The 23326-nt window shown below is 58.7% G+C and carries 21 protein-coding genes; 7 read left to right on the top strand and 14 right to left on the bottom strand.

Going from position 1 to position 23326, the window contains the following annotated elements; genetic code table 11:
- Nucleotides 1-65: 65 nt before the first annotated feature.
- Together ybaL and IM284_RS07380 are read right to left on the bottom strand one after the other, a co-directional pair.
- The gene (gene ybaL / locus IM284_RS07385; RefSeq protein ID WP_041911052.1) at nt 66-1742 is read right to left on the bottom strand and encodes a YbaL family putative K(+) efflux transporter; all 1677 of its coding nucleotides are present in this window, start codon (nt 1740-1742) and stop codon (nt 66-68) included.
- Between the two features lie 232 nt (nt 1743-1974).
- Nucleotides 1975-3183: an MFS transporter gene (locus tag IM284_RS07380; protein ID WP_028012201.1), complete on the bottom strand. Its 1209-nt coding sequence runs from the start codon at nt 3181-3183 to the stop codon at nt 1975-1977.
- A 164-nt stretch (nt 3184-3347) separates the two neighbouring features.
- Here IM284_RS07380 and ushA point away from each other — a divergent pair, with 164 nt between their 5' ends.
- Nucleotides 3348-5000: a bifunctional UDP-sugar hydrolase/5'-nucleotidase UshA gene (gene ushA / locus IM284_RS07375; RefSeq protein WP_028012202.1), complete on the top strand. Its 1653-nt coding sequence runs from the start codon at nt 3348-3350 to the stop codon at nt 4998-5000.
- 119 nt (nt 5001-5119) lie between these two features.
- Here ushA and ybaK read toward each other — a convergent pair whose 3' ends face one another.
- The 3 genes from ybaK to copA form a co-directional block, all read right to left on the bottom strand.
- The gene (gene ybaK, locus IM284_RS07370; protein ID WP_008499307.1) at nt 5120-5599 is read right to left on the bottom strand and encodes a Cys-tRNA(Pro)/Cys-tRNA(Cys) deacylase YbaK; all 480 of its coding nucleotides are present in this window, start codon (nt 5597-5599) and stop codon (nt 5120-5122) included.
- A 198-nt stretch (nt 5600-5797) separates the two neighbouring features.
- Entirely contained in the window at nt 5798-6592 is a 795-nt protein-coding gene (locus IM284_RS07365) for a TraB/GumN family protein (protein ID WP_047367626.1), read from the bottom strand.
- Nucleotides 6593-6642: 50 nt separating this feature from the next.
- Nucleotides 6643-9141, bottom strand: a complete 2499-nt coding sequence (gene copA, locus IM284_RS07360) for a copper-exporting P-type ATPase CopA (RefSeq protein ID WP_047367627.1) — start codon at nt 9139-9141, stop codon at nt 6643-6645.
- A gap of 108 nt (nt 9142-9249) precedes the next feature.
- Between copA and cueR the strand changes: the two genes are divergently transcribed.
- Nucleotides 9250-9660 carry a Cu(I)-responsive transcriptional regulator gene (gene cueR / locus IM284_RS07355; protein WP_028012206.1) on the top strand — a complete coding sequence of 137 codons (411 nt, stop codon included), beginning with the start codon at nt 9250-9252 and terminating at the stop codon, nt 9658-9660.
- On the opposite strand, the gene IM284_RS07350 is transcribed toward cueR, so the two are convergent.
- The 3 genes from IM284_RS07350 to IM284_RS07340 all read right to left on the bottom strand — a co-directional run bounded on the left by IM284_RS07350 (nt 9657) and on the right by IM284_RS07340 (nt 11988).
- Nucleotides 9657-10109, bottom strand: a complete 453-nt coding sequence (locus IM284_RS07350; protein ID WP_047367628.1) for an NfeD family protein — start codon at nt 10107-10109, stop codon at nt 9657-9659. The two genes, cueR and IM284_RS07350, sit on opposite strands and share 4 nt — an antisense overlap.
- Complete coding sequence (locus tag IM284_RS07345; RefSeq protein WP_008499312.1) at nt 10106-11020, bottom strand: SPFH domain-containing protein; 915 nt, start codon at nt 11018-11020, stop codon at nt 10106-10108. Before IM284_RS07345 ends, IM284_RS07350 begins: the two co-directional genes overlap by 4 nt.
- 110 nt (nt 11021-11130) lie before the next feature.
- Nucleotides 11131-11988 carry a hypothetical protein gene (locus tag IM284_RS07340; protein ID WP_041911048.1) on the bottom strand — a complete coding sequence of 286 codons (858 nt, stop codon included), beginning with the start codon at nt 11986-11988 and terminating at the stop codon, nt 11131-11133.
- 246 nt (nt 11989-12234) lie between these two features.
- On the opposite strand from IM284_RS07340, the gene fetA reads away from it, so the two are divergent.
- A complete protein-coding gene (fetA, locus tag IM284_RS07335; protein WP_047367629.1) occupies nt 12235-12906 on the top strand; it encodes an iron ABC transporter ATP-binding protein FetA in 672 nt (223 codons plus the stop codon).
- Nucleotides 12899-13681 carry an iron export ABC transporter permease subunit FetB gene (gene fetB / locus IM284_RS07330; protein ID WP_047367630.1) on the top strand — a complete coding sequence of 261 codons (783 nt, stop codon included), beginning with the start codon at nt 12899-12901 and terminating at the stop codon, nt 13679-13681. Before fetA ends, fetB begins: the two co-directional genes overlap by 8 nt.
- Nucleotides 13682-13731: 50 nt before the next feature.
- Here the strand turns inward: fetB and IM284_RS07325 are convergent, their stop codons facing one another.
- From IM284_RS07325 to tesA, 3 genes are read right to left on the bottom strand one after another with little or no spacing between them, the layout of a single operon-like run.
- Complete coding sequence (locus IM284_RS07325; protein WP_028012211.1) at nt 13732-14586, bottom strand: co-chaperone YbbN; 855 nt, start codon at nt 14584-14586, stop codon at nt 13732-13734.
- 58 nt (nt 14587-14644) lie between these two features.
- A complete protein-coding gene (locus tag IM284_RS07320; protein WP_120247342.1) occupies nt 14645-15454 on the bottom strand; it encodes an SDR family oxidoreductase in 810 nt (269 codons plus the stop codon).
- Nucleotides 15444-16067, bottom strand: a complete 624-nt coding sequence (tesA, locus tag IM284_RS07315) for a multifunctional acyl-CoA thioesterase I/protease I/lysophospholipase L1 (protein ID WP_028012213.1) — start codon at nt 16065-16067, stop codon at nt 15444-15446. Before tesA ends, IM284_RS07320 begins: the two co-directional genes overlap by 11 nt.
- Here tesA and ybbA point away from each other — a divergent pair.
- The 3 genes from ybbA (at nt 16038) to IM284_RS07300 (ending at nt 20463) form a co-directional block, all read left to right on the top strand.
- Complete coding sequence (ybbA, locus tag IM284_RS07310; RefSeq protein ID WP_047367632.1) at nt 16038-16724, top strand: putative ABC transporter ATP-binding protein YbbA; 687 nt, start codon at nt 16038-16040, stop codon at nt 16722-16724. The genes tesA and ybbA overlap by 30 nt on opposite strands.
- Nucleotides 16721-19135, top strand: a complete 2415-nt coding sequence (ybbP, locus tag IM284_RS07305) for a putative ABC transporter permease subunit YbbP (protein ID WP_047367633.1) — start codon at nt 16721-16723, stop codon at nt 19133-19135. Before ybbA ends, ybbP begins: the two co-directional genes overlap by 4 nt.
- 182 nt (nt 19136-19317) lie before the next feature.
- Nucleotides 19318-20463: a porin gene (locus IM284_RS07300; RefSeq protein WP_047367634.1), complete on the top strand. Its 1146-nt coding sequence runs from the start codon at nt 19318-19320 to the stop codon at nt 20461-20463.
- Nucleotides 20464-20585: 122 nt separating this feature from the next.
- Here the strand turns inward: IM284_RS07300 and mnmH are convergent, their stop codons facing one another.
- The 3 genes from mnmH to purE all read right to left on the bottom strand — a co-directional run bounded on the left by mnmH (nt 20586) and on the right by purE (nt 23314).
- Nucleotides 20586-21656 carry a tRNA 2-selenouridine(34) synthase MnmH gene (mnmH, locus tag IM284_RS07295; protein WP_047367635.1) on the bottom strand — a complete coding sequence of 357 codons (1071 nt, stop codon included), beginning with the start codon at nt 21654-21656 and terminating at the stop codon, nt 20586-20588.
- 84 nt (nt 21657-21740) lie between these two features.
- Entirely contained in the window at nt 21741-22808 is a 1068-nt protein-coding gene (gene purK, locus IM284_RS07290; protein ID WP_047367636.1) for a 5-(carboxyamino)imidazole ribonucleotide synthase, read from the bottom strand.
- Complete coding sequence (gene purE / locus IM284_RS07285) at nt 22805-23314, bottom strand: 5-(carboxyamino)imidazole ribonucleotide mutase (RefSeq protein ID WP_006809824.1); 510 nt, start codon at nt 23312-23314, stop codon at nt 22805-22807. Before purE ends, purK begins: the two co-directional genes overlap by 4 nt.
- Nucleotides 23315-23326: the final 12 nt, after the last annotated feature.

The following is a 23326-nucleotide window of genomic DNA, read 5'->3' as shown; positions in this document are numbered from 1 at the left end:
TTTTAGTATTTGTTCCCTCTCCCCGTGGGAGAGGGCCAGGGTGAGGGCATCAGGCCGCAGCAAACTTACCCCGTAACCGCCTCTTCAACTGGCGGCTTCGTCAGCAGCGTCAGCATGGTGTTCGCAATCTCACGCTCGCCCATCACCACCTGATTCGCGCCGCGCTCGGTGATGTACTCTACCTCGTCGTCATAGTGCGCTCGGGCAATGATCTCAATACCGGGGCACTTCTCACGCGCGGAGGCCACAATCTCACCCGCTTCATAACCGTTTGGAATGGTCAGCAGCAGCCAGCGGGCACAGTCCAGATGCGCCAGCTCCATGATCTCTTCGTTTGCCGCATTGCCCAGCACCGCACGAATCCCGCGCTCGCGAAGCTCATCCACGCGGGTGCGTGACGTCTCAATCACCACCAGCGGAATGCCCTGCGCCATCAGCTTCTCGCCGAGCAGGCTACCCACGCGGCCAAAGCCCACCAGCAGGGCGTGATTACAAATATCCACCGGGATCTGCTTCTCTTCTTCCGTTGCCTCTTCCAGCGTCTGCTCTTCGAGGGTTTCGGTCTTCTCGAGGTATTTTTCCAGCAGGGCAAACAATACCGGGTTTAGCATGATGGAGAGGATTGCCCCCGCCAGCACCAGATTTTGCCCCGCCTGCGGCAGCAGGTTCAGGGCCATGCCCAGACCGGCCAGAATAAAGGCGAACTCGCCGATCTGTGCCAGGCTGGCGGCAATGGTCAGCGCCGTGCGCGGGGAGTGGCCGAACATTCGCACCAGGAAGAAAGCCGCGAGCGACTTACCAAAAATAATGATCGCCAGCGTGCCCAGCACGGCCAGCGGCTGCTGGATCAGCACCAGCGGGTCGAACAGCATCCCGACGGAGACGAAGAACAACACGGCAAACGCATCGCGCAGCGGCAGCGTGTCGTGCGCCGCACGGTGGCTCAGCTCGGATTCGTTCAGCACCATCCCGGCGAAGAACGCCCCCAGGGCAAAGGAGACATCAAACAGCTCAACGGCACCGAAGGCGATGCCCAGCGCCAGCGCAAGGACGGAGAGGGTAAACAGCTCGCGGGAGCCGGTCGCCGCGCTGCGGGACATGATCCACGGCACCAGACGGCGGCCCACCAGCATCATGATGGCGATAAAGGCCACCACCTTACCGATGGTGATGCTCATATCCAGCGCCAGCGAGGCGAAGCCAATGTTCTCTTTTTCCATCATCCCGGCGACGGCGGGCAGCAGCACCAGCGTCAACACCATCACCAGATCTTCTACAATCAGCCAGCCGATCGCGATCTGCCCGCGCTGGCTGTCTATCAGCTGCCTCTCTTCAAGCGCGCGCAGCAGCACCACGGTACTGGCGGTGGAGAGGCACAGCCCAAAGACGATGCCGGTCATCAGCGACCAGCCCAGCACTGCCGAAAGCGCCATGCCCAGCAGCGTCGCCACCCCTATCTGGGCGATCGCTCCGGGTATGGCGATCGACTTTACCGCCATCAGGTCCTTCAGCGAAAAATGCAGACCGACACCAAACATCAGCAGGATCACGCCCAGTTCCGCCAGTTCTGGCGCCAGTTTGGTATCCGCCACGAAGCCTGGCGTGAAAGGCCCCGCCAGTACACCCGCTAACAAATAGCCGACAAGAGGAGAAATACGCAGCTTATTGGCAATCATGCCAAGGATAAAAGCGAGCACAAGTCCACCAACAATGGTGGTAATAAGCGGTGTGGCGTGGTGCATTCCGTCTCCTTTCGTGGTGAGTGTTCCATTTTTGGCGTGAATACCAAAAAGCCAGGTAATAGTTTATGACAATTTTTACCGTTATGTTTATGAATAATGGTTGAAGTTTGAATAAAACGGCAATATGGGTGTAAAAAAGCGCATTTTGCTAAATTCAGGAGGGGGAGAAAGAGGAAACCCTTATGGTGTAAGGCAAGCGGGTAGCCAAAGTAAAACTTTGGCTACCGGTAATTCATGCTTTATGACGGTTATCAGGCAGGAATATGGTCAACATCCCAAGAAGTGGCAGGAAAGCGCAGATTTTATAAACCAGGAAGATGCTGGTGTGATCCGCAACCATCCCTAATACCGCTGCACCCAGCCCGCCCATGCCGAAGGCGAAACCGAAAAAAAGTCCGGAAACCATACCGATACGACCCGGCAGCAGCTCCTGGGCATAGACCAGAATGGCGGAAAACGCGGAGGCGAGGATAAAACCAATAATCACGGTCAAAATCCCCGTCCATTCAAGGCTGGCGTACGGCAAAATGAGGGTAAACGGCGCCACCCCGAGGATAGAGCCCCAAATGACATATTTACGGCCAATTTTATCCCCCACCGGCCCGCCAATGACCGTTCCTGCGGCCACCGCGAAGAGGAAAGCAAACAGGTGAAACTGCGCGTTTTGTACCGATAATCCGAATTTTTGCATCAGATAAAAGGTGTAATAGCTGCTGATGCTCGCCATATAGAAGTATTTCGAGAAAATCAGCACCAGCAGCACGGAGACCGCAAGAATGACCTTATTACGAGGCAGGGGATTGATAACCTTCGCTTTAGGTTTCCCCTTGTTCACGCGATGCTGGGCGGCGTACCAGCGGCTGATCTGTGCCAGCACGACAATGGCGAGCAGGGCGGCCAGCACAAACCAGGCCACATTGCCTTTGCCATACGGGGCGATAATCACCGCCGCCAGCAGCGGGCCGAGGGAGCTACCGAAGTTGCCCCCTACCTGGAAGAGTGACTGCGCCAGCCCGTGACGGCCACCGGAGGCCATACGCGCCACGCGGGACGATTCCGGATGGAAGACGGACGAGCCGGTTCCCACCAGCGCGGCGGCGAGCAGAACCGCTTCAAAACTGCCTGCCATGGCCAGCAGCACCAGCCCGCTTAAGGTAAAGCACATGCCTATCGGCAGCGACCACGGCATCGGGTATTTATCCGTCCAGTAACCCACCACCGGCTGCAGCAGCGACGAGGCCAGCTGGAAGGTCAGGGTGATCATCCCGATCTGTACGAAGGTTAACGAAAACTCGGACTGCAGCAGCGGGTAGATCGCCAGAATCAACGACTGGATCATGTCGTTGAGCAGGTGCGAGAGGCTGATTGCGCCTAAAACTTTAAAAGAGGTGCGCGACGCCGGCGCGCCCGGAGCGGGCTGGGTTGATTCACTGATTGCCATAAATACCACCTCAATTTGTTATTAGAGATGCAGGGAGTAATTATTATCCGACTAACATACTCGTCCGTGACATTTGAAGAAAGTCGCAATTCTGAAAACTTATTTGTCTATTCTTGTTAGTCACTGTAATTTTTGCCTTTGTCTATTGGTCAGGGAGAGAGAAGATGAAGTTAATGAAGCGGGGCGTCGCGCTGGCGCTTATTGCCGCATGGGGCCTGGCAAGCCTGCCCGCGCAGGCGTATGAAAAAGATAAAACCTATAAAATCACCATCCTGCATACCAACGATCATCACGGTCATTTCTGGCGCAGTGAATACGGCGAGTATGGTCTGTCGGCGCAAAAAACGCTGGTGGACGGCATTCGCAAAGAGGTGGCGGCCCAGGGCGGCAGCGTGTTGCTGCTGTCGGGCGGGGATATTAATACCGGCGTGCCGGAATCGGATTTACAGGATGCTGAACCCGATTTCCGCGGCATGAATTTAATCGGTTACGACGCGATGGCCGTCGGCAACCACGAGTTTGATAATCCGCTGAGCGTGCTGCGCCAGCAGGAGAAATGGTCCAAATTCCCGTTCCTCTCCGCCAATATTTACCAGAAAAGCACCGGCGAACGTCTGTTTAAACCGTGGGCGCTGTTTAAGCGTCAGGATCTCAAAATCGCGGTCATCGGCTTAACCACCGACGATACGGCAAAAATCGGTAACCCTGAGTTCTTCACCGATATCGAATTCCGCAAACCGGCAGACGAAGCGAAGCTGGTGATTCAGGAGCTGCAGCAGAACGAAAAGCCGGACGTGATTATCGCCACTACCCACATGGGACACTACGATAACGGCGAGCACGGCTCCAATGCGCCCGGCGACGTGGAGATGGCGCGCAGCCTGCCAGCGGGCTCGCTGGCGATGATTGTGGGCGGTCACTCGCAGGATCCGGTGTGCATGGCGTCGGAGAACAAAAAGCAGGTGGACTACGTGCCGGGCACGCCGTGTGCGCCAGATCGTCAGAACGGGATCTGGATTGTGCAGGCCCACGAGTGGGGTAAATACGTGGGTCGGGCGGACTTTGAGTTTCGTAACGGTGAGATGAAGCTGGTGCGCTATCAGCTCATCCCGGTGAACCTGAAGAAGAAAGTCACCTACCCGGACGGGAAAAGCGAGCGCGTACTTTACACGCCAGAGATTGCTGAAAACCAGCAGATGCTCTCCCTGCTGACGCCGTTCCAGAACAAGGGCAAGGCGCAGCTGGACGTGAAAATCGGCACGCTGAACGGTCGTCTGGAAGGGGACCGCAGTAAAGTCCGCTTCGTGCAGACCAACATGGGCCATCTGGTGCTGGCGGCGCAGATGGCGCGCACGAATGCGGACTTCGGCGTGATGAGCGGCGGCGGCATTCGTGACTCCATCGAAGGCGGAAACATCACCTATAAAGACGTGCTGAAGGTGCAGCCGTTCGGCAACGTGGTGGTGTATGCGGATATGAGCGGGAAAGAGGTCGTTGACTACCTGACCGCCGTGGCGCAGATGAAGCCGGACTCGGGTGCCTATCCGCAGTTTGCCAACGTCAGCTTTGTGGCAAAGGACGGCAAGCTCAACGATCTCAAAATCAAAGGCGAGCCGGTCGATCCGGCGAAAACCTACCGTCTGGCGACGTTAAGCTTTAACGCCACCGGCGGCGACGGCTATCCGCACATCGATAATAAACCGGGCTACGTAAACACCGGTTTTATTGATGCGGAAGTGCTGAAGCAGTACATCGAGCAGAATTCGCCGATTGACGTGAATGCCTATGAGCCGAAAGGTGAGGTGAGCTGGCAGTAGTGTTGTGCGGCCTGATGCCCTCACTCCAACCCTCTCCCACCGGGAGAGGGCGCGGACACAAAAAACGGTAACGTCTGTTACCGTTTTGCTTTTACCTCGTAGCCGCCACCCGGCTTTTTTTACTCCCGGCGGGCAATATCCGCAAACTTCGCGTCCAGCATTTTCGCCAGATCGCCCGCGGCCAGTTCAATATCCAGCCCGCGTTTACCGCCCGAAATATAGATCGTCTCAAATTCCTGCGAAGGCGCATCGATCAGCGTCGGCAGGCGTTTTTTCTGTCCGAGCGGGCTGATCCCGCCCACCAGATAGCCCGTGGTGCGTTGCGCAACCATCGGGTCCGCCATATCCACCTTTTTCGCCCCCAGCGCTTTCGCTACCTTTTTGAGATCGAGCTGTCCGGCAACGGGCGTTACCGCCACGGCGAGGTGCTTCATATCGCCATTCACCGCCACCAGCAGCGTTTTATAGACCTGGTCAGCGTTCAGCCCCAGCTTGCGCACCACTTCATCACCAAAGTTGGTTTCGTTCGGATCGTGATCGTAGGTATGGATCCGGAAAGAAATATTGTTTTTTTCGAGTAATTTAACGGCGGGAGTCATAGCTATCCTTCTTACGTCAGACAATTCATGCAGCCAGCATACGCCTGACGTTTGTCTAAAAAATAGCACCATCTTGCGCAATAGTGTTGGCAGTGATGGTCACTTTGAGCGACAATCGGCTCAGCCGAAGGTCACTTCGGTATAATAAAAACGATGAAATTCCTCTTTGACGGGCCAATAGAGATATTGGCCATTTTTTTATTTCAACAGCGACGGCAAATTCCCTTCGCCGTATAAATGCAACGCCCCGACCGCGACCACGTACTCCCCCGCAGGTAAAGCATGCAGCGTATCTCGCCACGCTTTGTTGCGTGCATTCATCAGCACATCATAAAGCGATTCACTGAACGTCGACGGTAGCGCCAGCTTACCGTCCGCGGGCGGCGCATCCAGCCACCAGCCAATCATGGTTTGCAGCAGACGCGCGTTGGTGTGCCAGTGGGTCAGGGTATCATCCAGCAGCATCAGACCGTCGTCAGGAAGCTGGCGCAGGAGCGCAATCTGGCTGTCCGTCCCTTCCAGCTCGATGATGGGCATACGGCGCGCCCGCGCCACGTTCAGCAACTGGTAATCAATGCCATAGTCACCGCGCAGGCCCAGACGCTGCGCCTGCGTGGCCTGCAGCACCATCGCAATTTGCCACAGCGGCAGGGTGTCAATCATGGAGAGCGACACGCCGGTTTCTGCCGCCACGCGCCTCAGCTCCGCGAGCTGGTCGTCGTTCAGGCGCTCCGCCAGCGGGAGATCGCTTTCAAGCCCGGCAAACGGCGACTCGTGGCCGGAAATGTCCGCCTCGACGACCAGCGCGTCGGCGCGCTTCAGGCGTTTTATCAGACCGGATGGCAGAGGAGACATTCCCTGCGTGCCCATATGGATGCTGCCGACCAGGTGCAGGTGTTGCCCGCCGGGAAGCGAGATATCCAGGCCGGGCCAGGCATAGCGTCGGGGGAAGAGGGCGCGAAACGATGCTTTTATACGATTAAACAGACTCATACGCGCTCCATGACCGGAAAGGGTCATGCTAGCGCGTACGAGAACAAGGTTCAATCCTTCGGTTTAAACCGCAGCAGACGGTTGGCGTTGCTCACCACGGTAATGGAGGAGAGTGCCATCGCCGCACCCGCAACCACCGGGTTCAGCAGGGTACCGGTCAGCGGCCACAAAATGCCCGCAGCAACCGGAATACCGAGCGAGTTATAGATGAACGCCCCCAGCAGGTTCTGCTTCATGTTGCGCAACGTGGCTTTCGAAATGGCCAGGGCGTCGGCCACGCCCATCAGGCTGTGGCGCATCAGCGTGATGGCCGCGGTTTCGATGGCGACATCGCTCCCGCCACCCATAGCTATTCCTACGTCCGCCTGGGCCAGCGCCGGGGCGTCGTTGATGCCGTCGCCCACCATCGCCACCTGGCGACCCTGACTTTGCAGGTTCTTGATGGCGTCCGCTTTGCCGTCCGGCAGCACGCCCGCAATCACCTCATCAATACCGGCCTCTTTCGCGATGGCGTTGGCGGTGGTCGGGTTATCCCCGGTCAGCATCACCAGGCGATAGCCCGCGCGGTGCAGGCGCTGTAAGGCATCCACGCTGTCCTGGCGAAGCGGATCGCGCACGGCCAGCAGCGCGGCGGCTTTGCCATCCACCGCCAGCAGAACCGGGGTGGCGCCCCGAGACGCCTGTGCTTTCAGCTCTTCTTCCAGCGCGGACGTATCAACACCGTTTTCATTCAGCAATGCCTGGTTACCCAGCAGCAGCGCGTGGCCGTCGGCTTCACCGCTGACGCCGAGCCCGCGCAGGGTACGGAAATTGCTGACCTGCGGCAGGGCAGAAGCATTCGCCTTATCGAGAATGGCGCGGGCCAGCGGGTGGCTGGAACCCTGCTCCAGCGCGGCGGCAAGGCGCAGCGCGTCCTCTTGCGCAATGCCTGCGGTGCTCACGGCCACTACCTGCGGTTTGCCTTCGGTCAGCGTACCGGTTTTATCAAAGACAATCGTATCCAGGGTGCTCGCCCGCTGCAGGGCATCCGCATCACGGACCAGCACGCCAAACTCGGCGGCACGGCCCACGCCGGAGATAATTGACATCGGCGTCGCCAGGCCAAGAGCGCACGGACAGGCGATGATCAGCACCGTAGTGGCAATGACCAGGGTGTAGACAATCTGCGGTGCCGGGCCGAAGAAATACCAGATCGCCGCGCTCAGCAGAGCAATGCCGACCACTACCGGCACAAAAATGGCCGAGATTTTGTCAGCAAGCTGGCCAATCTCCGGCTTGCTGCTCTGGGCCTGGCGGACCATGCGGATAATACGCGACAGCGTGGTGTGGCTACCGACGGCACTGGCGCGGAACAGCACGCTGCCGTCCTGCACTACCGTACCGGCATGAACCGCATCGCCCTGTGATTTTTGCTGGGGGATGGGCTCCCCGGTCAACATCGCTTCATCCAGCCAGGCGTCGCCCTGGGTGATTTCACCGTCGACGGGCACCCGGTCGCCGGTGGTCAGGCGCAGCGTCATGCCCGGCTGTACCTCCGCCAGCGGGACGCTTTTTTCCCCATCGTCCGTGACCACGCGGGCCGTCGGCGGGGTTAAATCGAGCAAGCGTTCCAGCGCTTTCGAGGAGCGCTGACGGGCACGCGCTTCCAGCATGTGGCCCAGGTTAATCAGGCCGATAATCATGGCGCTGGCTTCATAATAGAGATGGCGGGCTTCCATCGGGAACCACTGGGGCCAGACGTTCACGCTCATGGAGTACAGCCACGCCGCGCCGGTACCGAGCGCAACCAGCGTATCCATCGTCGCCGTGCGGTTTTTCAGGCTCTTCCAGGCGCTGGTATAAAAATGCCCACCTGTAAAGACCATGACCGCAAGGGTAATTAAACCAATCACCAGCCACAGCGTGCGGTTGTCTGCGGTGACCATCATGTTGTCACCCATCATGCCCCACACCATCACCGGAATACCGACCAGCAGGGCGACGATCGCCTGCCAGCGGAAGCGCTTCATGGTGGCAATAGCCGTTTCCTGCTGGCGTTCGCGGCGCTCGGCATCATCTTCGATGGCCTCCGCCCCGTAGCCCGCTTTTTCCACGGCCTGCACTAAATCTGCGGCGGAGGCACTGCCCATCACCAGCGCAGTACGCTCCGCAAGGTTGACCCGTGCCTGTGCGACGCCCGGTACCGCCTGCAGGGCGTTCTGCACGCGGGAGACGCAGCTGGCGCAGCTCATGCCGTTGATCAGCAGCTGTTGGCTGTCATCAATATCATCCGCTGCCGGAAGCTCAGGAGTGGCCGCTGTCAGTGCTTCCGACGGGGATGATGACTCTGCCAGCGGGTTAGCCTTTGGGTGGCTTAACTCCGCCCCATAACCGGCCTGTTTAATGGTATCAATCAGCGCGTCCGCGCTGGCGCTGCCGGTCACGGCGGCATGGTCGATAGTCACTTCAGCGCTTTCAACGTCAGGACGCTGTTCCAGGCTTTCTTTAACGCGTTTGACGCAGTGGCCGCAGGAGAGGCCGTCCAGCGTCAGGTCGATAGTGTGAGACATAACAAAACTCCCGTATAATATATTGGTCAGTTGTTGACCGGAGTAACGCTTTTCGCTAACTGTTATGAAGGTTAAACCTTCCATCAAGGGGAAGGTCAAGGGGGAAATGTGAATATCAGTGACGTGGCAAAAAAAACCGGCTTAACCAGCAAGGCGATCCGCTTTTATGAAGAGAAGGGGCTGGTAACGCCACCGCTGCGCAGTGAAAACGGCTACCGCAGCTACACGCAACTGCATCTCGATGAGCTGACGCTGCTGCGCCAGGCAAGACAGGTTGGGTTTAACCTGGAAGAGTGCGGCGAGCTGGTTAACCTGTTTAACGATCCGAAGCGCCACAGCGCGGACGTGAAAAAACGCACGCTGGAAAAAGTGGCGGAGATCGAGCGCCACATCATCGAGCTACAGGCGATGCGCGAACAGCTGCTGCAGCTGGCGGAATCCTGTCCGGGTGATGACAGCGCCGACTGCCCGATTATTGATAATCTTGCCGGCTGCTGCCATCGCAAAACCCACGTCTAGCAGGCTTTTACCCGCAGCGTAATCCCTTCCACCGCAATGACCTCAACCTGCGTTCCGGCGCTGAGGTCGTCGTCGGCCACCACCGGCCACGAGCTGTCGCCCACCCGCATGTGCCCGCGCCCGTTCACCAGCGCGGCGTCGAGCGTAAAGCGCTTGCCGACAATCTGCTGTCCGCGCTGGTTGAGATGCGCGGACAGCGGTTTCTGCTCTTTGACCTGACGGTTAAGCCAGCGCCACCACAGCCAGGCGGCAACCAGCGTCAGCACGGCAAACAGCGCGCCCTGCCACGCCCAGCCCAGAGGAAGGATCCAGACCAGCAGGCCCGTAATGACAGCGGCAACACCGCTCCAGAGCAGGTAGCCGTTGCCGCCAAGCATCTCCGCCGCCAGCAATAAGCCACCGAGGCTTAGCCAGAAGGCATGAGGATGTGCAACGATGAGCTCAATCATTTTTTACGCTCGTTTCCGCTGTCTTTGATCAGTTCGGCGATCCCTGCGATAGAGCCCATCAGGCTGCTGGCGTCCAGGGGCATCATCACCACTTTGCTGTTGTTCGCGGAGCCGATCTCTTTCAGCGCATCGGTATATTTTTGCGCCACGAAGTAGTTCACGGCCTGGATATCACCGGCGGCAATCGCCTCGGAGACCATCTGCGTTGCGCGGGCTTCCGCTTCTGCGGAACGTTCACGCGCTTCCGCCTGTAAGAACGCGGACTGACGGTCGCCTTCGGCTTTCAGGATCTGCGACTGTTTTTCCCCTTCCGCTTTGAGGATCTCCGCCTGACGGACCCCTTCGGCTTCCAGAATATAGGCACGCTTGGTACGCTCGGCCTTCATCTGCGCGTTCATGGAGGCGATCAGCTCTGCCGGTGGGCGCACGTCGCGGATCTCAATACGGGTGACTTTGATCCCCCACGGGTTCGTTGCCTCGTCAACAATGTGCAGCAGGCGGGTATTGATGCTGTCGCGCTGGGAGAGCATTTCGTCCAGCTCCATCGAGCCGAGCACGGTACGGATATTGGTCATCGTCAGGTTGACGATCGCCAGCTCCAGGTTGCTCACCTCATAGGCCGCTTTCGGCGCATCAATCACCTGAATAAAGCAGACGGCATCAATGGTAACGTTGGCGTTATCTTTGGAGATCACTTCCTGAGAGGGGATATCCAGCACCTGCTCCATCATGTTGATCTTGCGACCAATCCGATCCATGAACGGAACAATCAGGCTTAGGCCGGGCTGCAGCGTGTTGGTATAGCGGCCGAAGCGCTCTACGGTCCACTGGTAACCCTGAGGGACAATTTTGACACCTGCGCCCACGATAACCAGCGCAACGAATATAAGGACGGGAACAACGATGAGCATAAAAACCTCCTGTTTTGCATGCTTTGATGAGGAAAAGCGCGTGTTTGCTATTCGTAAGTATATCGGCTAATGGGCTAAAATTCGCCCCGTCCGACGGGCGGGGCAGAGCGTTAGTGGTAGCTGTAGGTAAAGTCAGCGATCAGCGCATCGTCACCCGCATCGGCGATGGCTTTCGACAGGCCGTGATAGAAGGTCTCCAGCCCAATCTCTTCGACCTGGCGCAGCTGCTCGCGGATCGGCGCGCAGAACAGTTCCGCATTGCCCGCGCCCACGCGCTTGTTGTTCGGCGGAAGCTGACCGGTGATCCCTTTGAACCAGGTGCGAACCGCGCCCTTCAGAGAGGTGGGTGCGTCGTTGACGGCGTCGTGTCCCGTCAGAATTTGCAGCGTCGGGAACTGGTCTGCACAGACTGCCGTTTTCATACGCGCATAAAACTGGCTGAAGAGTTCGAAAGACTGCAGATCGGTGACTTTGGGTTTGGTCGTTTTGCCCTGAACGTTGCCTGTCTTTTTCGCCGCGGGCTGCGCGGGCGCCAGCTTATTGAGCTGCAGATCGAACAGCAGGTTCGCGTGTTCGCGTCGTTTGCTTACGTCCGGGAAGCGTTCGATAAACGCGCGGATAAATTCCGGCGTCATCAGGTCCGCAAAATCATGGTTGACCAGCCACTGGCCGCGGGCAAACTCACCGGGAGACTGGAACCAGGCCGGAACCTTGCCCGGCTCGAACTCTTTGACATTCCCTCTGCCGTCGATTTCAACGAAGCGAGTGCCGTTATCAAACGCAAAGCGGCAATTCTTCAGCTGAATGACCGGCTTCATCTTCAGCAGGCCCTTAACGAACCGGACAAGCTCTCCCCCGAACACATAAGCCGTAACGGATTCTGAAGCAATGGCGGCAAGAAGCTGATCGATGGTTTTCACGCCGGGTTCAAGTTCAGAAAACTCATAAAAAGTGTGAATATTAGACATTCTTGTACTTCCTTATTGTGTTGCGGGCAGAGCTTAACACCACTTTAACGAATGTTCTAAACCAGGGATACGGAAGTGTCGCTAAGGTCACGGCGTAAACTGTAAAGCGAAAGTGTAAAGCATGTCTAATGAATGCACGGTAAACACAATCGGAAGTCTTGGTGGCGAAAGGGGGCGCTAAAACGCGTTGTGACGAACGTGCGGCACGGATTATGCTAATAACGCTCAGGAGTTACTGGAAAAAATATGAACAACGAAAATGCAGTTTTGCAGATAAAGGACGTCGGCTTTCGTGTCGCAAATAACACGATCCTTCAGCACGTCGGGTTTAACCTTTTTCCCGGAGAGTTCAAGCTGATAACGGGGCCGTCAGGCTGCGGTAAAAGCACCTTACTGAAGATCGTGGCCTCACTGCTGAGCCCAACGGAGGGAACCATTCTGTTTGAAGGGCAGGATATTGCGTCACTTTCCCCGGAAAGCTATCGCCAGCAGGTCTCTTATTGCGTCCAAACGCCCGTGCTTTTTGGCGACACGGTTTTTGATAACCTGATTTTTCCGTGGCAAATCCGCAATAAAACGCCGGAGCCGGAAAAATTCATCGACGATCTGGCCCGTTTTGGCCTGGCGGAGGAGACGCTGACCAAATCCATCAGTGAGCTCTCGGGCGGAGAAAAGCAGCGCGTCTCGCTGATCCGAAATCTGCAGTTCTTACCGAAGGTATTGCTGCTGGATGAGATCACCAGCGCGCTCGATGATGCCAACAAACGCAACGTCAACGAGATTATTCATCGTTACGCCCGCGAGCAGAATATTGCCGTGCTGTGGGTGACGCACGACTCAAACGAAATTACCCATGCGGATGACGTGATTACGCTCCAGCCGCACGGCGGGAAAATGCAGGAGGCCAACCGTGGGTGAGCATAACATTACCAATGAATCTCTGGCGTTTTCGATGGTGCTGGTGCTGATTGCTATCGTCGTCAGCTACCGGGAAAAGCTGGGCCTGGAAAAAGATATTGTCTGGAGTATCTGCCGCGCGGTGGTACAGCTCGTCATCGTCGGCTATGTGCTGAAGTATATTTTCAACGTCAACCACGCGGTGCTGACGCTGCTGATGGTGCTCTTCATCTGCTTTAACGCGGCGTGGAACGCGCAGAAACGCAGTAAATATATTGATAAGGCGTTTATCTCGTCATTTATCGCGATTACCACCGGGACGGCGCTCACCCTGGCGGTGCTGGTGCTCTCTGGCTCGATTGAGTTTACGCCGATGCAGGTGATCCCTATCTCCGGGATGATTGCGGGAAACGCCATGGTGGCCGTTGGCCTGTGCTACAACAACCTCGGCCAGCGTTTCAGCAGTGAACAGCAGCAGCTGCAGGAGAAGTTAAGCCTGGGGGCGACGCCAAAAGTGGCTTCAGCGCGGCTGATTCGTGAGAGCATTCGCTCATCGCTGATCCCGACCGTGGATTCTGCCAAAACGGTGGGGCTGGTGAGCCTGCCGGGCATGATGTCGGGGCTGATCTTTGCCGGTATCGATCCGGTAAAAGCGATTAAGTATCAGATCATGGTGACGTTTATGCTGCTTTCCACGGCGAGCCTGTCCACCATCATTGCCTGCTACCTGACCTATCGGAAGTTCTACAACCCGCGCCACCAGCTGGTGGTGACGCAGTTGAAAAAGACGGGGTAATATCGGTTTTTGTAGGCCCGGTAAGCGTTAGCGCCACCGGGCATTTTTTGTTAGTAGAGCAGCGCGTACAACTGACGACGATACTTCGACGCCAGCGCGTCTCCGGTGCCCAGCGCGGCCAGGATCTCCTGGAACATCTTGCGCGCCTGACCGTCTGCGGCAGCCAGATCTTTCTGCAGGTGGCTGAACAGCAGCTCCAGCGCCTCTTCGTTACGTCCCACCTGATGCAGCTGGAGCGCCAGCTGGCTTGCCAGCGCGGCATCCGCCGGGTTGTCGGCCACCTGCTGCTGCAGCTGCTGAATTTCCGGGGTGTCCGCTGCCTGCTTCAGCAGCTCAATCTGCGCCACCAGCCCCTGATAGCGGGTGTCCTGATCCTGCATTGGAACCGTCTTGAGCACGGCTTCCGCGTCTTCTGAACGGTGCAGGGCGATCTGCGTTTCCGCCAGCAGCAGGCCGATCTGGCTGTTCTGGTTCGACAGCTGCCACGCCTCTTTCAGCAGCGGCAGCGCCTCGTCGTATTTGCCTTCCTGCATCAGCGCCATCGCTTCCTGCGCTTTCAGCTCTTCTTCGCGCGGCAGCACTTTATCCAACAGAGCGCGAATCGCCTCTTCCGGCTGGGGGCCCTGGAAGCCATCGACAGGCTGGCCGTTCTGGAACAGATAAACGGTTGGAATGGCGCGCAGACCAAACTGCGACGCCACCATCGGCTCGGCGTCACAGTCCAGTTTCGCCAGAATGAACTGACCGTTGTACTGCGCGGCAAGGCTTTCCAGCACCGGCGTCAGCTGCAGACAGTGCTGGCTGCGCTCAGACCAGAAGTAGAACAGCACCGGTTTAGCCATCGACTGTTCGAGGACCTGTTGCAGGTTTGCTTCTGTAATATTGACGATATTCTGTACGGACATGCGGCTTTCTCTTTTGTCGGTTTACTCTTTACATGGGGATGAGCGTCGTCGCTTCAACTCAGCCGTGCAAAATTTTGTCCATTATCCTGCCCGGCAGCAGGCGCTTTAACCAGCCGACGGCATGGGTGACCAGCGTCACCGGATAGCGCATTTTGGGATGCTCGCTCTCAAAAGCATGGCGCACTTTGGCAACCACCGCCTCTGGCCCGAGGGTAAAACGTGCGGCGATGCCGGGGTTTTCGACCGGCTTGTCCGCCTGGGTCTGGTTCACGTTTTCGGTAAAGCGGGTGCGGATCGGGCCGGGTTCAATCAGGCTGACCTTGATGCCGCTGTGGCGCAGCTCCATGCGCAGGGCGTCGGACCAGGCTTCCAGGGCATATTTGCTGGCGGCGTAGGCGCCGCGGCCCGGGGTGGAAATCAGCCCCATCACTGACGATGTCATCACGATGCGCCCTTCGCCGTGCGGCAGCATGGCCGGGAGCAGACGCATGGTGAGCTGATGGACGCCAAAGAAATTGGTTGAAAACTGCTTCTCCAGCGTTTCGCGCGAGAGCGTATCCAGCGGGCCATACACGCCGTAACCGGCATTATTAAAGAGACCGTACAGACGGCCTTCGGTCAGGGCTATCACCTCGTCGGCGGCGCCTTCAACGCTCTCCGGCGAGTCCATATCCAGCTGTATGCCGGTAAAGCCCAGCCCGTTCATGCGCTCGACATCGTCAGGCTTGCGGCACGCTGCCAGCACCCTGAATCCCTGGCGCTTTAGTTCAAGCGCGCTTTCAAGGCCGATTCCGCTGGAACATCCTGTAATTAAGACCGATTTTTGCATAACTTTACCTGTCAGGAACTCCGCTGAATTACGAGTCATGTTTAACTAAAGGAGCCAGCCGCGTTGCCATCCAGTCGGCAATAAACGGCTGCGCATCGCGATTGGGGTGGATACCGTCGTCCTGCATCCATTGAGGTTTGAGATAGACCTCTTCCATGAAAAATGGCAGGAGCGGAATATCAAACTCTTTGGCAAGCTTAGGGTAGATCGCGCTAAAGGCCTCATTATACCGACGACCGTAGTTGGCGGGCAGGCGAATTTGCATCAGCAGCGGCTGGGCGTTTGCCGCCTTGATGTCCCGCAAAATGGTACGCAGCGTTTGCTCGGTTTGCTGCGGCTGGAAGCCACGCAGGCCGTCATTACCGCCAAGCTCAACCAGCACCCAGCGCGGCTGATGCTGCTTGAGCAGCGCAGGCAGGCGCGACAGACCCTGCTGCGAGGTATCGCCGCTGATGCTGCCGTTGATAACGGTCGTCTTGCTTTGCCATTTGTCATTGAGCAGAGCCGGCCAGGCCGCGCTGGCCGCCATGCGGTAGCCCGCGCTCAGGCTGTCGCCAAGAATCAGTAACGTGTCCGCTGCCGCCGCGCGGAAGGTCATCAGCATCAAAAACAGGAAGGGCAAATGCCAGCGGAAAACAGTGTTGAAGTTCATCGTCTTAAGAAGTCCGTCGGTCAGGGGGAGCAGGAGCTTTCAATCCTTACCGGAGTTGAACTCGTTGTCAAACGCGCCGAAACCATCGCGCTGATTGGCGAATCCGGTTCCGGCAAGTCTACGCTGCTGGCGATTCTGGCCGGTCTGGACGACGGCAGCAGCGGCGAAGTCCACCTGGTCGGGCAACCGCTGCACCAGCTTGATGAAGAGGCGCGAGCCGCGCTGCGCGCGCGGCATATCGGTTTTGTCTTTCAGTCCTTTATGCTGATCCCGACCCTGAACGCGCTGGAAAACGTCGAGCTCCCGGCGCTGCTGCGCGGCGAAAAGAGTCGCGAAAGCCGCGATCACGCCAAAGCGCTGCTGGAACAGCTCGGCCTGGGCAAGCGCCTCGACCATCTTCCGGCACAGCTTTCCGGCGGCGAGCAGCAGCGCGTGGCACTGGCGCGGGCGTTTAACGGCCGCCCGGAAGTGCTGTTTGCCGATGAACCCACCGGCAACCTTGACCGTAAAACCGGCGACAAAATTGCTGACCTGCTGTTTTCGCTTAACCGCGAACATGGCACCACGCTGATCCTCGTGACCCACGATCCGCAGCTGGCCGCCCGCTGCGACCGCCGCCTGCGGCTGGTGAACGGTATTCTTCAGGAGGAAGCATGATCGCCCGCTGGTTCTGGCGCGAATGGCGCTCGCCCTCGCTTCTGATTGTCTGGCTGGCGTTAAGCCTGGCGGTGGCCTGCGTGCTGGCGCTCGGCAGCGTCAGCGACCGTATGGAAAAAGGGCTCAGCCAGCAGAGCCGCGAATTTATGGCCGGGGACCGGGCGCTGCAAAGCTCACGTCCTGTGCCGCCTGGCTGGATTGAGGAAGCGCGCAAGGAAGGGCTAAAGGTGGGGGAGCAGCTCACCTTCCAGACCATGACCTTCGCGGGGGACACCCCGCAGCTCGCCAGCGTCAAGGCCGTGGACGACATCTACCCGATGTACGGGAAATTACAAACCAGCCCGCCGGGGCTAAAGCCGACGCCCGGGACGGTGCTGCTGGCATCGCGCCTGATGGCACTTCTCAACCTGAAACCCGGCGACAGTATTGACGTTGGCGATGCCACGCTGAAAATCGCCGGGGAAGTGGTGCAGGAGCCCGACTCCGGCTTTAACCCGTTCCAGCTCGCGCCGCGCCTGCTGATGAACACCGCCGATGTCGCGAAAACCAGCGCCGTCCAGCCGGGAAGCCGCGTCACCTGGCGCTACAAGTTTGGCGGCACGCCCGCGCAGCTGGAGGCGTATGAAAAATGGCTTCTGCCGCAGCTCAAGCCGGAACACCGCTGGTACGGGCTGGAGCAGGACGAAGGGGCGCTCGGCAAATCCCTCGAACGTTCCCAACAGTTCCTGCTGCTGTCGGCGCTGTTAACCCTGCTGCTGGCGGTGGCGGCGGTTGCCGTGGCGATGGGGCACTACTGCCGCAGCCGCTACGACCTGGTGGCGATCCTTAAAACCCTCGGCGCGGGGCGGGCGCAGCTGCGCAAGCTGATCGTCGGCCAGTGGCTGATGCTGCTGGCCATCTCTGCGCTCACCGGCGGAATAATAGGCCTGCTGTTTGAAAAACTGCTGATGGTGATGCTGAAACCGGTGCTGCCGGCCGCGTTGCCCCCGGCAAGCCTCTGGCCGTGGCTGTGGGCGATGGGCGCGATGACGGTGATCTCGGTGCTGGTGGGGCTGCGCCCGTACCGCCTGCTGCTCGCGACGCAGCCGCTGCGGGTGCTGCGCAATGATGTGGTGGCGAACGTCTGGCCGCTGAAGTTCTATCTTCCGGCGATTATTGCTGTTGCGGTCGGGCTGCTGGCCTGGCTGATGGGCGGCAGCACCCTGCTGTGGGCCGTGCTGGCCGGCGCGGTGGTACTGGCGCTGCTGTGCGGCGTGCTGGGCTGGATACTGCTCAACGTCCTGAAAAGGCTGACGGTAAAATCCCTGCCGGTGCGGCTGGCGGTCAACCGCCTGCTGCATCAGCCCTGGTCAACGCTCAGCCAGCTGTCGGCCTTTTCGCTGTCGTTTATGCTGCTGGCGCTGCTTCTCGTGCTTCGCGGGGATCTGCTGGATCGCTGGCAGCAGCAGCTTCCGCCGGAAAGCCCGAACTATTTCCTGATCAACATCGCACCGGAACAGGTAACGCCGCTGAAGGGCTTCCTGTCGGAGCATCACATTATCCCCGAGTCGTTCTATCCCATCGTCCGCGCGCGTCTGACGCAGATCAACGGCCAGTCAACTGAGGGGAACAAGGACGAGTCGCTTAACCGCGAACTCAACCTGACCTGGCAGGAGAAACGTCCCGACCATAACCCCATTACCGCCGGTTCCTGGCCGCCGAAAGCGGGAGAGGTGTCGATGGAAGAGGGGCTGGCGACGCGCCTGAACGTGAAGCTCGGGGACAGCGTGACCTTCACCGGTGATACCCAGGATTTTACCGCCAAAGTCACCAGCCTCCGTAAAGTGGACTGGGAAAGCCTGCGGCCAAACTTCTTCTTCATCTTCCCGCCGGGCGCGCTGGACGGGCAGCCGCAGAGCTGGCTGACCAGCTTCCGCTGGGAAAACGGCAACGGCATGCTGACGCAGCTTAACCGGGAGTTCCCGACGGTGAGCCTGCTGGATATTGGCGCGATCCTCAAACAGGTCGGGCAGGTGCTGGAGCAGGTGAGCCGGGCGCTGGAGGTGATGGTGGTGCTGGTGACAATCTGCGGCATATTGCTGCTGCTGGCGCAGGTGCAGGTGGGCATGCGCCAGCGTCATCAGGAACTGATAGTCTACCGCACGCTCGGCGCGGGTAAGCGGCTGCTGCGGGCGACGCTCTGGAGCGAGTTTGCGCTGCTTGGGCTGGTGGCGGGTCTGGTCGCGGCGATTGGCGCGGAGACGGCGTTGGCGGTGCTGCAGACAAAGGTCTTCGACTTCCCGTGGGAGCCTGACTGGCGTCTCTGGCTAGTACTCCCTCTCTGCGGCGCGGTGCTGCTCTCCCTCTGCGGGGGCTGGCTCGGGGCGCGATTGTTAAAGGGCAAGGCTCTGTTCCGGCAGTTTGTGAATTGATTTGGCATGGTAATAATTACGCACCGGTTTTTATGCCGGTGCGTAATGCTTAAATAGCACAAAGTGATAATGCCAACGCATTTAGTAGCACAAAACATTAAAAACCCGCCCACACAGCCCGAAAATTTCCGGTTAATATTCACCAGCTAAATATTTAGCAGCGTGTCTATTAAGGAAAAATAATGACTATAAAAAAATCAGCGCTGGCGGCAACGATCGGCGCGGCAGTGGCATTGACTACTTTTGCATCTCAGGCAGAAATCACCGTACTTAAGCAGGATCCTCAGGCGGGTAACCCGCTGAGCCGCCTGAACTTCACCGTTGGCGGCAGTATTCGTCCTCAGTTCCAGAACATGACCGGCGATGACGGTAAAAACGGCTACAAGCGTAACGGCTTTGACGGCGGTACCCGCTTCCGTTTCGCGGCTGATTACTACCTGTTTGACGACATCAGCTGGATCAGCTACTACGAGCTGGGGGTGAACATTCCGGCGCAGTTTAACTGGGATAACCACTACGCCGACGGCGCGCACGACACCTCACGCCGTATGCTTTACACCGGCCTGAAGAGCGATACCTGGGGTACGCTGACCTTCGGCCAGCAGAACAGCGTGTACTACGATGTGGTGGGCGCGAAAACCGATATCTGGGACTACGACATGATCGGCCAGGCGCCGGGTAACGGGATCAACGGCGACTACGACGGCTCTTACCGTTCACGCCAGATGCTGAAATATAAGAAAACCGTGGGCGATGCGGACATCTATGCATCCTACCTGTTTGAAGACAGCGAATACCTGCCGGGCAACGGTCTGCGCTACAAGCGTAAAGGCGGCGGCTCACTGGGTATCGATTACCACCTGACCACCGATCTGACCTGGGGCGCTGCGTGGAACTACACCCGCGCGGACATGCGTAACCCGGACAACGGCGACAGCAAATCCTACGACCAGAATATTGTCGGTACTGCGCTGAGCTGGACGCCGGACAACTGGACCTTCTCCGCTGGCGGCGGCTGGTACCAGAACTTCCTGACCACCAAAAAAGTGTCTGTTAACGACTACTTTGCGGGCGACGCGTGGGGTATTGAATACTTCGCAGGGTACAAATTCCCAATCGGTCAGTACGCGGTGAAATCCATCCAGCCTTACTTCATGGGTGACCGCATCGAGTACGTGAACGGCCGTAACTACCAGCGCATCGACAACGGCGTGGGTATCAGCTTCCAGCTGGATTACGGTTTCCGCGTGGATTACGAACACGTGTTCACCTCCAGCACCGACAACCTGGGCGACATGAACCTGGTGCGTCTGCGTTACGACTTCTAAGGTGTCATGTAGGGTGCGGCCTGATGCCCTCACCCTGACCCTCTCCCCGTGGGAGAGGGAAAAAACATTAAAAACGGCAATCCAGGTTGCCGTTTTGCTTTTACCTCGCCACCCGGCTTTTTTTAGCGATTAAGCCACTCGGCAATTTCTGCGAACGTCCCGCGATAGACAATCTTCTCCGCTTTCTTCTCCAGCTGATAGCCGTACATCGGGTCGTAATAGTCCTTCAGCAGCGGTACAAGCCAGCTGAAGTGCGCGTCGGTGCTGCCCGTTCGCTGTTGTTCGGCAAGGGCCGCGTCCAGCAGCGCCGTAAATTCCGCAAAACGCTGTAGCCCAAGCCGACGGCGAATGGCAAACAGGCCGTGGTGCAGGTACTCGCTGTACTCCTTCCAGCCCGCCTTCTCACCGTACGCGGCAGAAAAATCCGCCCACATGTGGTCAAAATACTCTTCACGCAGGCGCTCAAGTCGGGTTTCAAACGGGTCTTCGACGACAACGATAGGGGCGTCAACCATGCGGTCGCGCAGGCACTCCGGCAGGTGGTTGGAGCCAATCATCCGGCCCTCGTCCTCCAGCACCCAGCGCGCGGCGTCTTTTTTCAATAGCTCAACCGCAAGGTGATTCTCGAAGCTCGCCTGGGAAAGCTGCGGCGTAAGCGTGCGGCCAAACGACGAGCCGCGATGGTGCGCCAGCCCTTCCAGATCGATGCCCTGCGCGTGCTGCTTCACCAGCAGCGTTTTACCGTTGCCGGTACAGCCGCCAATAAGCACCATCGGCTTTTGCGACTGCTCAATGGTGACCTGAATCGCCGTCTGGCGCAGGGCCTTATAGCCGCCGCGGATCAGCGGGTAGTCAATGCCAGCCTCTTTCAGCCAGGCCTGAGAGATATGCGAGCGCTGACCGCCGCGCGCGCAGCATAGATAGCCCTCGGGGTGCGCAAGGCTGGCTTCGCGCCAGGCGTTAATGCGCGCCTCCCGCGTCTCGCCGCTCACCAGGCTATGGCCGAGCGCCAGCGCGGCGTCGGGTCCCTGGCGCTTATAGCAGGTACCCACGGCGGCACGCTCGTCGTCGTTCATTAAGGGCAGGTTGAGTGCGGCGGGCATCGCACCCTGGGCAAATTCGATCGGCGCGCGAACGTCGATTAAAGGGGTATCAGACGCGAGGATCGCGCGATAGTCCGTTCCATCGTTCATGGTGATTCCAGAAGAAAACTCAGCAGCAATGGGCGGGGATTGTACGCCGGGGAAGGGGAAGGTCAACTCCCCGGCGCAGATGTCTTACTTGAGCTTTGACTGTGCCCAGACAATTCCGCTCGCGTATTCTGGCGGCAGGAGAGGAACGATCGCCTCCAGGGTGGCGCTCAGGCGGTCGGTATCGCTGTCGTTCAGGTTGAGATGACCCACTTTACGACCCGCGCGAACCTCTTTGTCATACCAGTGCAGATGCACCAGCGGCAGCTTCAGCCAGTCGTAGTTCAGATCGGTCCCGATCAGGTTGATCATCACCGACGGGCTGTTAACGACGGGCTGTGGCAGCGGCAGGTCGGTGATGGCACGCAGGTGCAGTTCGAACTGGCTGATGGAGGCGCCGTTTTGCGTCCAGTGGCCGCTGTTGTGCACGCGCGGCGCCAGCTCGTTGATCAGCAGGCCCGACGGCGTGACGAAGCACTCCATCGCCATCACGCCTACGTAGCCCAGCTCGTGCATGATGGCAGAAAGCATCTCTTCCGCCTGCGCCTGCTGGTCGGCATTGGCCTGCGGGAAGGCGACGCTGGTGCGCAGAATGCCGTCCTGATGCAGGTTATGCGTCAGCGGGTAAAACACCGTGCGGCCATCGTGCCCGCGGGCGCCTACCAGCGACACTTCGCCGCTAAAGTTGATACCCTGCTCAACGATGCACTCGCCGTAGCAGTCGTCCGGCAGCTCGGCGGTGTCGCCTGCGCGCAGGCGCCACTGGCCGCGACCGTCGTAGCCACCCACGCGGCGCTTCACAATCGCCAGTTCGCCCAGCATGGCGAAGACGTCATTCCACTCGCTTTTATCAGACAACAGCTGCCACGGGGCGGTTGCGAGGCCCAGCTTGTCGAACAGCTGCTTCTGCGTCAGACGGTCGGCAATGATCGGGAACACGTCGCGGTTCACAAAGGCGTTATGGCGCGCCAGCTCGCGGGTCAGGGCGGTTTCCGGCCAGCGTTCAATTTCGGCGGTGATCACGCTCTGATGGAACGGCACCGCTTCCGGCTCGGCGTCCAGCCCGACGGGCCAGACGGCAATCCCCAACGGTTCGCCAGCCTGACGCAGCATGCGGCCCAGCTGGCCGTTGCCGAGGACGCAAACCTGCTTCATGCCGCACCCCGCGGGTCCGGGTTATCCAGCACCTCGTCGGTCTGGGCTTTACGCCACTCCGCCAGGCGCTGGTGTAAATCTTTGTCGTGCGTTGCAAGAATTTGCGCGGCCAGCAGGGCGGCGTTCGCCGCGCCCGCTTTGCCAATTGCCAGCGTGCCGACAGGAATACCGCGCGGCATCTGGACGATGGAGTAGAGGCTATCGACACCGCTTAACGCGGCGCTTTGTACCGGGACGCCCAAAACCGGCACCAGGGTTTTGGCGGCAATCATGCCCGGCAGATGTGCTGCGCCGCCCGCACCGGCAATAATCACCTCATACCCGTTCTCTTCGGCGCTTTCGGCGAAGCTGAACAGTTTGTCCGGCGTACGGTGTGCGGAAACCACTTCAACGTGGTGCGGAACATTCAGGATTTCAAAGATTTCGGCGGCGAACTGCATGGTAGCCCAGTCGCTTTTGGACCCCATCACGATGGCGACACGCGCCGGATTATTGCGGGAAGACATGCGTCTTAAAAC

It is taken from the genome of Enterobacter cloacae complex sp. P12RS (assembly GCF_014895875.1).
Lineage (GTDB): Bacteria > Pseudomonadota > Gammaproteobacteria > Enterobacterales > Enterobacteriaceae > Enterobacter > Enterobacter bugandensis.
This window is presented reverse-complemented; position numbering and strand designations above follow the sequence as displayed.

What these genes read in the sequence shown, in the direction of transcription:
- IM284_RS07380 (WP_028012201.1), bottom strand. Translation starts at nt 3,183, where the DNA reads ATGGCAATCAGTGAATCAACCCAGCCCGCTCCGGGCGCGCCGGCGTCG.
- IM284_RS07320 (WP_120247342.1), bottom strand. Translation starts at nt 15,454, where the DNA reads ATGACTCGTAATTCAGCGGAGTTCCTGACAGGTAAAGTTATGCAAAAA.
- ybaK (WP_008499307.1), bottom strand. Translation starts at nt 5,599, where the DNA reads ATGACTCCCGCCGTTAAATTACTCGAAAAAAACAATATTTCTTTCCGG.
- IM284_RS07300 (WP_047367634.1), top strand. Translation starts at nt 19,318, where the DNA reads ATGACTATAAAAAAATCAGCGCTGGCGGCAACGATCGGCGCGGCAGTG.
- ybaL (WP_041911052.1), bottom strand. Translation starts at nt 1,742, where the DNA reads ATGCACCACGCCACACCGCTTATTACCACCATTGTTGGTGGACTTGTG.
- ybbP (WP_047367633.1), top strand. Translation starts at nt 16,721, where the DNA reads ATGATCGCCCGCTGGTTCTGGCGCGAATGGCGCTCGCCCTCGCTTCTG.
- IM284_RS07350 (WP_047367628.1), bottom strand. Translation starts at nt 10,109, where the DNA reads ATGATTGAGCTCATCGTTGCACATCCTCATGCCTTCTGGCTAAGCCTC.
- ushA (WP_028012202.1), top strand. Translation starts at nt 3,348, where the DNA reads ATGAAGTTAATGAAGCGGGGCGTCGCGCTGGCGCTTATTGCCGCATGG.
- mnmH (WP_047367635.1), bottom strand. Translation starts at nt 21,656, where the DNA reads ATGAACGATGGAACGGACTATCGCGCGATCCTCGCGTCTGATACCCCT.
- fetA (WP_047367629.1), top strand. Translation starts at nt 12,235, where the DNA reads ATGAACAACGAAAATGCAGTTTTGCAGATAAAGGACGTCGGCTTTCGT.
- IM284_RS07340 (WP_041911048.1), bottom strand. Translation starts at nt 11,988, where the DNA reads ATGTCTAATATTCACACTTTTTATGAGTTTTCTGAACTTGAACCCGGC.
- IM284_RS07345 (WP_008499312.1), bottom strand. Translation starts at nt 11,020, where the DNA reads ATGCTCATCGTTGTTCCCGTCCTTATATTCGTTGCGCTGGTTATCGTG.
- copA (WP_047367627.1), bottom strand. Translation starts at nt 9,141, where the DNA reads ATGTCTCACACTATCGACCTGACGCTGGACGGCCTCTCCTGCGGCCAC.
- tesA (WP_028012213.1), bottom strand. Translation starts at nt 16,067, where the DNA reads ATGAACTTCAACACTGTTTTCCGCTGGCATTTGCCCTTCCTGTTTTTG.
- IM284_RS07365 (WP_047367626.1), bottom strand. Translation starts at nt 6,592, where the DNA reads ATGAGTCTGTTTAATCGTATAAAAGCATCGTTTCGCGCCCTCTTCCCC.
- IM284_RS07325 (WP_028012211.1), bottom strand. Translation starts at nt 14,586, where the DNA reads ATGTCCGTACAGAATATCGTCAATATTACAGAAGCAAACCTGCAACAG.
- ybbA (WP_047367632.1), top strand. Translation starts at nt 16,038, where the DNA reads ATGCCAGCGGAAAACAGTGTTGAAGTTCATCGTCTTAAGAAGTCCGTC.
- purK (WP_047367636.1), bottom strand. Translation starts at nt 22,808, where the DNA reads ATGAAGCAGGTTTGCGTCCTCGGCAACGGCCAGCTGGGCCGCATGCTG.
- purE (WP_006809824.1), bottom strand. Translation starts at nt 23,314, where the DNA reads ATGTCTTCCCGCAATAATCCGGCGCGTGTCGCCATCGTGATGGGGTCC.